The sequence below is a fragment of the Streptomyces sp. NPDC043870 genome, assembly GCF_056435785.1.
Genome location: NZ_JBWKDT010000019.1, coordinates 114,653 through 129,381, shown reverse-complemented (window position 1 = coordinate 129,381; position 14,729 = coordinate 114,653). Strand labels below are relative to the sequence as shown.

Here is a 14,729-nt window from a genome sequence, read left to right as displayed (position 1 = left end):
AGCCCGGGTGCCCCCGGCCGTACGTCTTGCGCATGCGCCGCACGCCGCCGTGCGCCGGCCGCATCAGCCGTACACCGGGCGTACCAGCCGTATCGGCCGTACCTGCCATCGCCTGAGCCCGAGTTCACGAGGACACCTGTCTTGATGCCTGCGAACGAGCCCCCGAAGCAGTTCCCCGAGACGTCCGTCACGACCTTGGAGGGTGTGCGGGCCTGGCTGACGACGGCCGTCGCCGAGGCTGCCGGGCTCGACCCGCTGGCCGTCGGCCCCGAGCGGCCGATCGCCGAATTCGGGCTGGGCTCACGCCAGTTGGTGACCCTGGCCGCCGAACTCTCCACGCGGATCGGCCGGCCCCTGGAGCCGTCCCTCGTCTTCGACCACCCCACGATCGCCGCGCTCGCCGAGGCGGTCTTCGAACGGCCCGCCGCCGCGATGGCGGTGGACCCGGCGCCGGCGCACACGCCCGTACGAGCGGACGACGACATCGCGATCATCTCCATCGCCTGCCGCTTCCCCGGCGGCGCCGACGACCCCGAGGCGCTGTGGCGGCTGCTGGCCGCGGGCGAGGACGCCATCTCCGAGGTGCCCGAGGGTCGTTGGGACACCCAAGGGCTCTACGATCCCGATCCGGAGGCCGCCGGCAAGGCGTACACGCTGCGCGGCGGCTTCCTGGCCGGCACAGACCGTTTCGACGCGGCCTTCTTCGGCATCTCCCCGCGCGAGGCCGCCGCCATGGACCCCCAGCAGCGGCTGCTGCTGCAGACCGCCTGGGAGGCGACCGAGCGCGCCGGGATCGTCCCGCGGACGCTGAACGGCAGCTCCACAGGCGTCTACATCGGCCTGTACGACAGCGGGTACCAGGCCGCGGCCGGACTCGGCCGGCTCGACGGGCACGTCGGCACGGGCTCGGCGTCCAGCGTGGCCTCCGGGCGCATCGCCTACACCCTGGGCCTCCAGGGCCCGGCGGTGACCGTCGACACGGCCTGCTCCTCCTCTCTCGTCGCCCTGCACCTGGCGGCGCGGGCGCTGGCGAGCGGCGAATGCGACCTGGCGCTCGCGGGCGGCGCGACGCTGCTGGTGACACCGCGCGGACACGTCGAGTTCAGCAGGCTGCGCGCGCTGTCGCCGTCCGGGCGGTGCAGCCCGTTCTCGACCGACGCGGACGGCGTGGTGTGGGCCGAGGGCTGCGGTCTGGTGCTGCTCAAGCGGCTCGCGGACGCACGGCGGGACGGCGACCGGGTCCTCGCGGTCGTCAAGGGGTCGGCGATCAACCAGGACGGCCGCAGCCAGGGCCTGAGCGCCCCGAGCGGCCCGGCGCAGGAGCGGGTGCTGCGCGCCGCGCTGGACGCCGCCGGGCTCCGGCCGGACGACCTGGACTACGTGGAGGCGCACGGCACAGGCACGCGGCTCGGCGACCCCATCGAGGGCCGGGCGCTGGCGGCGGTTTTCGGACCGGGCCGCCCGGCCGGCCGGCCGCTCGGCGTCGGCTCTCTCAAATCCAACATCGGCCATACGCAGGCCGCGGCCGGCATCGGCGGCGTCATCAAGACGGTACTGGCCCTCGGTCATGAGGTGCTCCCTGCATCGCTGCACGCCGAAACCCCGACCGAGCACGTCGACTGGGCGGGCGGCGGCCTGCGCGTGCACAGCGGCGCCCGGGCGTGGCCGCGGGGCGGCGACCGGGTCCGGCGCGCCGGAGTGAGCGCGTTCGGGATCAGTGGCACGAACGCGCATGTGGTGCTGGAGGAGGCACCCGAGGACCTCGCGCGGCCGGCCGGCGCGCCGGCGCCCGCCCCGCAGCCGACCGACCCGCAGCCGACCGCCCCGCAGCCGACCGACCGGCAGCCGACCGGCGAGCCGAACCCCGACCGGCAGCCGACCGCCGAAGAGCCCACCGCAGAACTGCCCGGAATGTCCCTCTTCCCGCTGTCCGCCCGCACCCTCCCTGCCCTCCAGGGACAGGCAGCCCGCCTGCTTGAAGCGCTCTCGGCGCAGCCTCGGTTGCCGCTGCCCGACGTGGCCGGAACGCTCACCCACCACCGCACGCACTTCGAGCACCGAGCCGTCGTCCAGGCGGGCAACCGCGATGAACTGCTGACCGCGCTGCGCCTGCTCGCCGAGGGACAGCCGGACGCCGGCCCGGTCGTCGGCCCGGTCGTCGGCCCGGTCGTCGGCCCCCAACAGACCCTCGCCCCGGGCAAGGTGGCCTTCGTCTTTCCCGGCCAGGGCGCCCAGTGGGCGGGCATGGCCCGCGATCTGCTGGACCGCTCCCCGGTGTTCGCGGACGAACTCGACCGCTGCGACGCCGCCCTGCGCCCGTTCACCGCCTGGTCGGTGGCGGCCGTCCTGCGCGGCGACTCGGGCGCCCCGTCCCTGGAGCGCGTGGACGTCGTCCAGCCGGTCCTCTTCGCCGTGATGGTGTCCCTGGCCGCCGTATGGCGGGCCCGGGGCGTGCGGCCGGACGCCGTGATCGGGCACAGCCAGGGCGAGGTCGCCGCGGCCTGCGTCGCCGGGGCGCTCGGCCTCAACGACGCGGCGGCGGTGGTCGCCCTGCGCAGCCAGGCCCTGACCGAGCTGTCCGGCACCGGCACCATGGCCGTCGTCGCCCTGCCGCACACCGAGGTCGAGGCCCGCCTCGCCGGACTCGGCGGCCGGGTGTCCGTCGCCGCCGTGAACAGCGGCCGGTCGACGGTGATCGCCGGTGACGTGGAGCCACTGGAGGCCCTGCTCGCCGAGCTCGACCGGCAGCAGGTGTTCGTCCGCCGCCTCGACGTCGACTACGCCTCCCACAGCGCCCAGGTCGAGCCGCTGCGCGCGACCATCCTCGACGAACTCGACGGCGTCGCCACCTACCCGACGTCCGTCACCTGGTACTCCTCGGTCACCGGCGAGCCGGTCACCGAGGAGCTGCAAGCCGACTACTGGTACACCAACCTGCGCGAACCCGTCCGCTTCGCGCCGACCGTGGAGCGCATGGCGGCCGACGGCTACCGTTACTTCGTCGAGCTCAGCCCCCACCCGTCCCTGCTCACCGCCGTACGCACGGTCGCGGAAGACACCGATGACACCGCCCGCGACGTGGTCGCCGTCGGATCGCTGCGCCGCGACGAGGACGGGCCCGCCTGCCTGGACCGGGCCGCCGCCGAACTCCACGTGCACGGACGGCAGATCGACTGGCGCCGCCTGGTCCCCGAGGCAGAATTGACGGACCTGCCGACGTACGCCTGGGACCCGCAGCGCTACTGGATCGAGCCCGAGTCCGCCGCCGGCGCCCCCGGTCTCTTCGACCGCGCCGCGCACCCGCTGCTCGGCATCCAGCTGCAGTCGGCGGACGAGGCCCGCTGGACCTTCCGCAACGAGTGGTCCCCGACCACCGCCGACTGGCTGCCCGACCACGCCGTGTTCGGGCGGACCGTGGTATCGGGCACGACCCTGATGGAGCTGTGCCGCGCCGCGCTGGCCGTGGCCCGTCCGGACGAACCGGGTGACGTCGCCGACCTGCTCCTGCTTGCGCCCCTCACGCTTCCCGCCTCCGGAACCGTGGAGGTGTCCGTCGAGGTGGTCACCACCGGCCCGGTACCGGAGATCACCGTGCACAGCCGTCCGCGCGGTGAGGAGGCCACGGGCTGGACCTTGCACGCCACCGCGTCCGCGGAGGATTCCGCCCCGGTGGCAGCGGGGCAGCCGCCGGTGTGGCCGGAGGCGGCCGAGCCGGCCTGGAGCGAGGAGACGTACGAGCGGCTGACCGGACTGGGCCTCGGCTACGGCCCGGCCTTCCAGGGCGTACGGGAGGCGGTGACCATCGGCGACGACAAGCTGCTGGCCCGCCTCTCGCTGCCGTCCGTGGCCCGCGACGCGGCCGACCCGTACCCGGTTCACCCGGCGCTGCTGGACGCCGCGCTGCACGTGGCCGCTGTGTTCGATACGTGCGACGCGTCCGGCGGCCGGGTGCTGCTGCCGGTCGCGGTGGGCCGCTGTGTCCTGCCGCCCGGCGGCGCGACGGACCTCACCGCGTCCGTACGCCGGACGGGCGGCACGGGAACGGACCTCACGCTGGACGTGAAGCTGTGGGACGCCGACGGTCTCCCGGCAGGCCGTCTTGAGGGCGTACGGCTGCGCGCCGCGGACCCGGCGGACCTGCAGGGCCGCTCGGAGAACGGAAGGCACCTGTACGAGGTGGTGTGGACGGCCCCCTCCCAAGAGCCCGCGGGGGTGCCGGGCACCACCTGGACGGTACTCGGCGACCGGTCGGACCCGGATGTCGCGGCTGCCCTGCGCGGCCTCGAGGCGGCGGGTATCCAGGTCCGCGAGACGGGTGCCGACGTCCTCGTACGGTTCTGGCCGCGCCCGGCAACCGACAGCGAACCGGCCGCTGTGGCACAGGAGTTGGCGGCCACGGCACTGGCCGAGCTGCACGCGCTCATCGGCCTTCCCCAGGACGAGGCGCCCGCCCGCACCGTGTGGGTGACCCGTGGCGCCGTCGCGGCCGGCGACGGGGACACGGTGCCCGGCCTGGCCCAGTCGGTGCTGTGGGGCCTGGCCCGCAGCGCCCGCACGGAACACCCGGATCTCGGGCTGACCCTGCTCGACATCGAGGGATCCGAGGGTGCGGCTGATCTTCCGGCCGTCGTCGCGTACGACGGGGAGCCGGAACTCGCCGTCCGCACCGGCACGTTGCTCGTCCCCCGGCTGGTGCGTGCCCGTGCCGCAGACGAGGTGCGGGTCCCGCCCGGGGACCACTACCAGCCGGCCGGCCTCCCGGCGGATGTGACCCTGCGCCCGGTGGCGCCCCAGGCCCTGGCCTCCGGCCAGGTGAGGATCGAGGTGCACGCGGTCGGTCTGCTCCCCGCTGCGGCCCTCGTCCCCGGTGACGAGGCGCCGCTCGCCGCATGCGCCGGTGTGCTCACCGAGGTCGGCGCCGGAGTCGAGGGACTCTCCCCCGGCCTGCGAGTCGTCGCCCTCGCCGACAGTGCGCCCGGCTCCGAGGCGGTCGCCGACGCGCGGCTGGTCGCGCCGCTCCCGGACGGCCTGCCCTTCACCACCCCGGCCTCCCTGCCCCTCGCGGACGCCGTCGTCGACCCGGCCGGGCCCGGCCGCGAACAGCTCGGTGCGGCCCTGCGCGCGGCCGTCGCATCGGTCGCCGCCGGACAGGCGCGTCCCGCGCCTCCCCAGGTCCTGCCCGTCACCGCCGCCCGCGAGGCGATACGGCGACGGATCGCGTCCGGCGGCCCCGTCGTACTGGACCTGGCCGGCCGCCCCACCCTGGTCCCCACCGACGGCACGGTGCTGATCACCGGCGGTCTGGGCGCGATCGGCCGGCACATCGCCGGGCTCCTCGCCGAGCACGGCGTCCCGCGCCTGCTGCTGACCTCGCGGCGGGGCGCCGACGACCCGCGCACCGCCGAGGTGACCGCGGAACTGACCGCGCTCGGAGCCGAGGTCGGGGTTGCCGCGTGCGACGTCGCGGACGCGGCGGCCGTGGCCGGCGTACTGGACGGGATCGGCGACACGTTGCCGCCGCGCGGCGTCGTGCACTGCGCGGGCATCCTGGCCGACGGGGTGGTCGCCGAGCTGACGCCCGAACGCCTCACGCAGGTGCTGCGTCCGAAGGTCGACGGCGCCGCCCATCTGCACCGGCTCACCGCCGACGCGCCGCTCGACCTCTTCCTGCTGGTCTCCTCGGCCGCCGGCGTCGTCGGCAGCGCGGGCCAGGGCAACTACGCGGCGGCCAACGTCTTTCTCGACCAACTCGCCTACCACCGGCGCGCCTTGGGCCTGCCCGGCGTCTCGGTCTCCTTCGGCGCGTGGGAGGGCGAGGGCCTCGCCGCCGAACACGCCGACCTGGAGCGGATGGCCCGTCTCGGCCACCGGGCCCTCAGCCCCGGCCAGGGCCGCGAACTCGTCGAACTCTCCCTGCGGCGCGGCGCGCCGCACCTGGTTGCCTGGGCTCTGGACCTGCCCCGCCTGCGCGATACCGCGGCGGCCGGAGGCGGCACTGCCGCGGCGCTGTGGCGCTCGCTGCTGCCCGCGCCCCGCACCGGCCATGACGGCGGCGGCCTGGCCGGCCGCCTGGCCCGGCTGACCGAGGCGGAACGCGCCGAACGCGTACTGGCCCTGGTCCGCGAGGAGGTCTCCCGCGCCCTCGGGCTCCGCTCGGCGGAGTCCGTCCGCCCCGACCAGCCGCTGCGCGATCTCGGCATGGACTCGGTGACGGCGGTCGAACTGCGCAACCGCATCGCCGCCCGCATCGGCGCCAAACTCCCCGCCACCCTGCTCTTCGACCACCCCACCGCGGCCCGGCTCGCCGAGTACCTGCTGACCACCGCACTCGCGACGGGCGACCGTACGACCCCTCGGACCGCGCCCGCCACGCAGCGGACCCGCGCGGCCACGTCGGCGGAGCCGGCGCCCCACGAGCCGGTGGCCGTGGTGGCCATGGCCTGCCGCCTGCCGGGCGGAGTGAGCGATCCGGAGGGCCTGTGGCGCCTGGTCGCGGAGGGCCGTGACGCGGTGGGCCCGTTCCCGGCGGGACGCTGGGACGTGGAGTCGCTGTACGACCCCGACCCGGAGGCCCGGGGCAAGTCGTACGCCCGGGAGGGCGGTTTCCTGGATGACATCGAGTCCTTCGACGCGGGCTTCTTCGGGATCACTCCGACGGAGGCGGCAGCCATGGACCCGCAGCAGCGGTTGCTGCTGGAGACGGCGTGGGAGGCGCTGGAGCGCGCCGGGATCGTGCCCGCCGGGCTGGCGGGGAGCACCACCGGCGTGTATGTCGGCATGTTCGGCAGCGACTACCTGGCGGGCTCCCGGCTCGACCAGTTGGACGGGTACGTCGGTACGGGGTCGGCGCTGAGCGTGGCCTCGGGCCGGCTCGCGTACGCGCTGGGGCTGCACGGCCCGGCGCTGACGGTGGACACGGCGTGCTCGTCGTCGCTGGTGGCGACGCACCTGGCGGCGCAGGCGCTGAGGTCGGGCGAGTGCGACCTCGCGCTCGCCGGGGGCGTGACGCTGATGGTGACGCCGCAGACCTTCGTGGAGTTCAGCCGTCTGCGGGGGCTGTCCCCGACGGGCCGCTGCCGTTCCTTCTCCGACGACGCCGACGGAGCCATCTGGGCCGAGGGCGCGGGCATGGTCGTACTGAAGCGGCTGAGCGATGCGCGGCGCGACGGGGACGAGGTGCTGGCGGTGCTGCGCGGCACGGCCGTCAACCAGGACGGCCGCAGTCAGGGGTTGTCCGCGCCGAACGGTCCGGCTCAGGAGCAGGTGATCCGGCGGGCGCTGGAGCTGTCCGGGGTCGAGCCCGCCGACATCGACTACGTGGAGGCGCACGGGACGGGGACGACGCTGGGCGACCCGATCGAGGCGAACGCCCTGTCGGAGGTCTTCGGCGCCTCGCGTCCGCAGGACCGTCCGCTGTACCTGGGCTCGCTGAAGTCCAACATCGGGCACGCACAAGCGGCTTCGGGCGTGGCCGGGCTGATCAAGGTGGTGCAGTCATTGCATCACCGGACCCTGCCGGCCACGCTGCATGCCGGCGCGCCCAGCCGGCACGTCGACTGGGACGACAGCGGGCTGCAGCTGCTGCAGGAGGCGGCGGCCTGGCCGTCATCGCCGGAGCGCGTACGCCGTGCCGGAGTGAGCGCCTTCGGGATCAGCGGGACCAACGCGCATGTGATCGTGGAGGAGGCCCCGGCGGTCGAGGCGGAGCCTGTCGAGGCCCCACCGGTCGAGGCGGCGCCGATGGGCGACGTCACCCGGGACAAGCGGCTGTTCGCCCTGTCCGGGCGCAGTGAGGCCGCCGTGCGGGGGCAGGCCGCGCGGCTGGCCCGGTGCGTGACCGAGGACACCCCCCTGCTGGACGTCGCCCACACCCTGGCACGGCACCGCAGCCACTTCGAGCGGCGCGTGGGGATCGTGGCGGGCGACCGGGACGAACTGCTGTCCCAGCTCGACGCGTTGGCGACCGGACGGGCACCGCTGGCGCCGCCCCGCGAGGAGCAGACGGGCAAGGTCGCCTTCGTCTTCGCCGGGCACGGCGGTCAATGGCCGGGCATGGGCATGGGGTTGATGGCCGACTCCGAGGCGTTCCGCGAGGAGCTGGCCCGCATCGACGAGGCGGTTGGTCGGCACGTCGGCTGGTCGGTGCTCAACGTGCTGCGGGCGCCGGAAGAATTCTCCCCTCTCGGCCGGACCGAGTTCCTGCAGCCGGTGCTGTTCGCCGTCAACGCGGCGCTGGCCGCCGCCTGGCGTGCGCTCGGCATCGCCCCGGACGCCGTGGTCGGGCACAGCCTGGGCGAGATCGCCGCCGCCTACAGTGCGGGCGCTCTCACCCTGGACGACGCCGTGGCCGTGGTGACCGGGCGCGCCCAGGCGGTCGTACCGCTGGTCGGACAGGGCGGCATGCTGGCCGTGGAGCTGCCGCGCGCTCAGGTCGAGGAGCTGCTCGCGCCGTACGCGGAGCGGCTGTTCGTGGCGGCGGTCAACAGCGCGCACTCCACGGCCGTCTCCGGCGACGCCGACGCGCTGGCCGAGCTGCGCCGCAACCTCGACGAGCAGCAGATCACCGCACGACGGCTGTCGACGCCGTTCGCCTCGCACACCCCTTTGATGGCCCCGCTCCGCGAGGAACTGCTCGAGCGGTTCTCCGGTATCCGGGGAACACGGACGCCGATCGCGCTGTACTCGGCGGTCCCGGCCGAACCCGTGCCCGGTGACCGGCTGGATGCCGAGCACTGGTACGCCAACCTCCGGCAACCGGTCCGTTTCGCGGAGACGATCCGACGGATGCTGGACGACGGCTACCGCTACTTCGTGGAGCTGAGCCCGCACCCGTCGCTCACCGCATCGATCGAGGCGGTGGCGGCCGAGGCCGGGATCGACGCGGTCGGCGTCGGCTCGCTGCGTCGGCAGCAGGACGGGCGCGGCGTTCTGCTGGGCAGGCTGGCAGAGTTGTACGCGGCCGGGCACACGCCCGACTGGCGTGTGCTGTTCCCGGAGGGCCGCCGAGTCGCCCTGCCCACGTACGCCTTCGCACGCAAACGCCACTGGCTCGCCCCCGCACCCGCCACCGCCACGGGCGCCTCGCCGCTCCTCGGTACGCACGTCGAGGCCAGCGACGAACCCGACCGGCACATCTTCCAGAGCGAAATCGACCTGCGCGACAGCCGCTTCGCCTACCTGACCGACCATCGGGTCACCGGCGAGGTCTGGCTGCCCGGCGCCGCCTTCCTCGACATGGCGTTGGCGGGCGCGTCCGCACTGCAGGACGACGGCGACGTGCGGCTGGCCGACGTCAGGTTCGTCCAGCCGCTGCGCCTGGACGAGGAGAGGCCCGTACGGCTGCAACTCGTCCTGCGGCCCGTCGAGGACGGCTTCCGGGACTTCACCATCGCCTCGGCGGCCACCGGTGGGCGTGGCACGCGGTGGGAACGGCACGTCAGCGGACGGGTCGCCGTCACCCCGGCCGAACCAGCGGTCGATGCGGCCGACGCGGCCGATGCGGGCGATGCGGGCGAGGAGGTCAGTGCGCTGCGCGAGCGGTGCGTGGAGGAGGTGGACCTGCCCGCCGTCCACGCCCAGCTCGCCGCGCTCGGCATCGAATACGGTCCCGCCTTCCGGGGCCTGGAGGCGGGCCACCGCACGGGCACCGCGGCGCTCGGCCGGCTGGCCGACCGGCACGCCGCCGGTCATCTGCTGCACCCCGCGGTCCTCGACGCCGCCTTCCACACGGCCGCCCTGCCGGGCGACGCACCCGAAGGCCGGGCGTTCGTACCCGCCGGGTTCGGACGGCTGCGGTTCACCGGGCGGCGCACCACGCCCGTGTGGGTGACCTGTCATCTGCGTTCCGTGAACGGCGACACCGCGATCCTGGACCTGCGGCTCTTCGACGAGAGCGAACAACTGGTCCTGGAAGCCCAGGAGTTCGAGCTGGCCGCGCTCTCCCCGCTGGACGGAGCGCTCTTCGAGACGCGCTGGCAGCCGCGCCCGGTCGCGCAGGAGCCGCCCGCCGGCGACGGCAGCTGGCTGATCCTGTCCGACGGGTCGGGGGTGGCCGCCGAACTCGGTGAGCGGCTCGGCTCCTCGGTGCCGTGTGTGATCGCCCGCCGGGGTGAGTCGTTCGGCGCCGAGGGCCCGGGCCGCTACGTCCTCGATCCGGCCGATCCGCAGCATCTGGCCCGGCTGCTCGATGCGGCGTTCGCGGACGGGTTGCCCGAGCGGGTGGTCCAGCTGTCCGCGCTCGATGCTCCGGCGATCGCGGATGCCGGTACGGCTGAGGAGGCGGCGCGGCTGTGCTGCCTGAGCACCCTGCACCTGGTGCGGACGCTCGCCGAGCGTCTGCGGGGTGGCCGGGCTCCCCGCCTGTTCGTGGTGGTCCGGGGCAGCCAGGCGGCCGGTGACAGCACGCAGGTGACGCACCCTCAGCAGGCGCTCGCCTGGGGCTTCTCGCTCGCCGTGGCGCAGGAGTACCCGGAGCTGTCGACCACGCTGATCGACCTGCCGTCCACGGACGGCGTCGACGCCTTGTGGACGCAGCTCCGGCACGCGGACGACGAACGGCTGGTCGCGCTGAGGGAGTCGGGCCGTCTGGTGCCGCGCCTGGCCCGCACCCGCCCGGACGACGGCGGTCAGGGCAAGATCACCCCGGACGGTGTGTACCTGATCACCGGTGGTCTGGGCGGCCTCGGCCGCGTCGTCGCCGAGCGACTGGTCCGACGCGGTGTCCGCCGGCTGGCCCTGATGAGCCGGGGCACGCCCGGCAGGGAGGCCGCGCGCTGGATCCAGGATCTCGAAGAGCGCGGTGTCACCGTGCACCTCGCCCGCGCCGACGTCGCCGACCGGGACGCCCTGACGGCCGCCCTGGACGCCGTACGACGAGAAGCCGGCCCGATCGCCGGAATCGTCCATGCCGCCGGTGTGCTCGACGACGCCACCGTGGCTAACCTGACGGACGACCGAGTCCTGCGTGTGCTCGCCCCCAAGGTCCTGGGCACCGCCCTGCTCACCGAGCTGATCCCGGAAGCCGACAACCTGGTCCTGTTCGCCTCGGCGGCCGGTCTCCTCGGCTCGGCCGGACAGAGCCCGTACTCGGCGGCGAACGCCTTCCTCGATGCCTGGGCGCACCACCTCTCCCGTAGCGACCGCCGGGCGCTGAGCCTCGACTGGGGCGCCTGGGCCGGCGTGGGCATGGTTTCCGAGTCCGGCACCCGGGCCGCCGGGACCAGCCGGTCGGGTCTGGTCGCCTTCTCCCCGCACGAGGGCGGTGGGCTGTTCGAGCGGGTACTGGCCACGACCCGTCGTCAGCTCGCGCCGATGGCCCTGGACTGGGAGATGCTGGCGCTCGACCCGGAGGCGACGCGGACCCGCCCGATCCTGGGCGACCTGGTCACCGCCCCGACGGGTACGGCGGCCTCGGACGACCTCGTCAAGAAGGTGTTCGCGGCGACGACCGACCACGACCGCGCCGCATGGCTCGAAGCGTACGTACGGGCCAGGGTCGGCGAGGTGTCCGGGGGTGTCGTGGACGTGTCCGCGACCACCGTCCTGAAGGAAATGGGCCTCGACTCCCTCATGCTCGTGCGGCTGCGCAACGCGTTCGCCCGCGATCTGGGTGTCGAACTCCCGGCCGCCGAGGTGTTCTCGGCATCCGACATCCGGGGCCTCGCACAGGCACTCGGCACGGCCCTGCCCGAGCGGGACACCGTGGTACAGGCACAGGAGCAGCAGCACGCCGACATCACCGTGGAGGCGCCCGGGACCGAGCTGCGGCCGGCGACCCGCGACGTCGTACGGCTGCTGCGCAGCGCCCAGCCGGGAATGCCGGAGGCGGCGCACACCATCGGCCTGGCCGTGCGGCTCACCTCGCCGACCACCCGCGAGGCCCTCACCGACATCCTCGTCCGGCTCGCCGGAAGGCACGCGGCCCTGCGCACCGCGATCGTCACCGTCGGGGGCGAGCGGCAGCTGCGCGTGGACCGGGAGTTGGCGCAGCCGGTGCTGCGCTGGACCGCCATGGCCGCCGACTCCGGCTCCGGCTCCGGCTCCGCATCCGGCGCCGCGATCGACGCCGCGGACCGGCTGCGTCAGCTGCTGGAGCCGCCGTTCGAGCCGGCGAACCCGCCGCTGTGGCGGTTCGAACTGCTCGACGGCGGCACGCAGGGCCAGATCCTGGTGTTCGGCGCCCATCACGCCGTGAGCGATCTGCAGTCCCTGCTGCTCGTGGCAGGAGAGATCGACGCCGAGCTGTCCGGCACCTCGCTCGGCGACGCCGTCACCAACCGCGACATCGATCTGCTGATGGAGGCCCAGCAGGTCGGCGACGGGCCCGGCGCCGGCGCGGACGAGTGGCGCGAGGCATTCCACGGCAGTGCCCGTCTCGACCTGGAGCTGGCCCGTCCGCGCCCCGCGGCGCGGTCGTACCGGGCGGGCAGTGTGACCGTGACGATCCCCGACGGGCTCATGGAGCGGGTGTCGGCAGCCGCGAGCAGGCTCGCCATCACGCCGGCCGCCTTCTGTCTCGGCGCGCTGACCGTGCTGCTGGCACGCAAGCGGGAGCGCGAGCGGTTCGTACTCGCCGTACCTGTGGACACGCGCATCCACACCGACGCGTACGACGCGGTGGGCTTCTTCGGGGTGCCGGTGCCGTTCCCGGCCGAGGCCGGGGCGGGCGAGCGGATCGAGGAGGTGCTGCGCCGCACCGACGGCCGCCTCGACCGGGTCCTCGCGAAGGGCGCCATGTTCTCGGACGTGCTGTCGACGCTGGCCCAGGAGGGGCTGTACCGGGCGAACGCGCCACTCGTCGAGGTGTACTTCAACTACGTGCGCTCCTCGGCCGGCCCGCTCGCCAACCTGGAGGTGCTGCCGGCCGGGACTGGCTGGTCCGACCTCGACCTGATGATCACCATGACCCCGGACGCGGGGCGGATCCGGCTCGACCACAACGTCGACATCATGGACGCGGCGACCGTCACCGAACTGGGTGAGGAGTTCCTGCGGCTGCTCGCGGAGACGGCCGAGGCTCCGACGGCACCGGTCCGTCCGGCGCCCACGACGGTCGGGGCCGAACCGGCCACGCAAGAAGGCCCGGCCGCGCCGCACCGGGCCCAGGAAGCCGCGGCCGCCCCGTGCCGGTCCCTCGCCCTCGCCGCCACCTTCGCCCTCGGCAACATGCCGCTCATGTGCGAGACGGCGGTCAACGAGGGCGCCGGGGACGGCAGCGTGACCGTCGCGGAAGCCCCGTACCACCAGGTGCTCGCCGGCCTGCGCGACCCCTCCGGCGTCTTCGCCCACCCGGGCGCGGCGGTGGGGGTCGTGCTGCTGCGGGCGGTGGACCTGGAACGTTTCGGCCCGGTGGACGACACGCTGCTCGCCGAGCTGCGCACCGAGTACCCGGCCGCGCTGCGAGCCCTGTCCGAGCGGACCCGCAAGCCGCTGATCGTCGGCTTCCTGCCCACCTCGCGCGTCGACGACCGCTTCGGGCGGTGGGAGCGAGAGGTTGCGGCCGAACTGGCCGAGCTGCCCGGCATCGCGGTGCTCGGCCCCGACGACTGGACCCGGCACCACGCTGTCGAGGAACGCTTCGACGAGCGGACCGAGCAGCTGGCCCACCTCCCGTTCACCCCGCACTTCCAGGCCGCCGTGGCGCTACGACTGGCCGAGGTCGTACGGGCGGTGCGGCGCCCCGCACCGAAGGTGATCGCGGTGGACGGCGACGAGACCCTGTGGGGCGGGGTGGCCGGGGAGATCGGCCCGGAGGCGGTGGACCTGACCGGTCCGCGTGCCCTGCTCGCGCGGAGGATGTTGCAGTGGCGTGCCGCGGGCGCGCTGCTGGCGCTGGTCAGCAACAACGACGAGAACACGGTCCGGGCCGTCCTGGATCGTCCGGACAGCCTGCTGAAGGCGGAGCACTTCAGCGTGCTCTCCGCCGCCTGGGGCCCGAAGCCGGGCCGTCTGGCAGACGCGGCGCGCACGCTCAATCTCGGTGTGGACAGCTTCCTGTTCCTGGACGACAACCCGGCCGAGATCGCCAGGATGCGGTCGGCATTGCCGCAGGTGCTGTCGGTGACCTGCCCGCCGACGGCTGAACTGGAGGAATTCCTGGGCCGGTTGTGGCCGCTGGTGCCGGCGGCGGCGACGGCCGAGGACACGCTGCGGGCACGGTTCTACGAGCAGGAGCGGGAACGCGACGCCATCCGCGAACAGGCAGGATTCGAGGACTTCCTCGCCCGGCTGGAACTGGAGGTCGACATTCAGGCCCTCTCCGAGGCCGACGTCGAGCGGGCCGGACAACTCGTCCGCCGTACGAACCAGTTCACCCTCCGCTCCCGGTCGGCCGACGGCGGCGACCTCGCCCGGTGGCGGGAGTGCGGCGAGGTGTGGACGGCCGCGGCCCGGGACCGATTCGGTGACTACGGCCAGATCGGCCTGCTCGCCCTCCGCCCGGAGGGCGACCAACTCGATGTGATCGCCTGGATGCTGAGCTGCCGGGCGCTCGGCCGGGGTGTCGAGGAACGCCTGTTGCAATGGCTCGCCGACCGCGCCGAGGAGCTGGGCTGCACGAAGGTCCGGCTGACGGCGGAGCGCACCCCGCGCAACGTACCGGCCCGTCGTCTCCTCGCCGCGCTCGGCGGCGGCGACCAGGACGACGAGCGCCTGGAGAGCGTGGTCACGCCGGAACACCTGCGGGCGTTCCGCTCCTGGAAGCAGCAGTGACCGGGCGGGCTGCGGCCTCC

General features: G+C 74.4%; 1 protein-coding gene. It reads left to right on the top strand.

From position 1 onward, the window contains the following. Positions 1 to 144: 144 nt before the first annotated feature. A complete protein-coding gene (locus AC0699_RS23230; protein WP_478663318.1) occupies positions 145 to 14,709 on the top strand; it encodes an SDR family NAD(P)-dependent oxidoreductase in 14,565 nt (4,854 codons plus the stop codon). Positions 14,710 to 14,729: the final 20 nt, after the last annotated feature.

Coding starts and splice junctions, on each gene's coding strand:
- AC0699_RS23230 (WP_478663318.1), top strand. CDS start 145: ATGCCTGCGAACGAGCCCCCGAAGCAGTTCCCCGAGACGTCCGTCACG.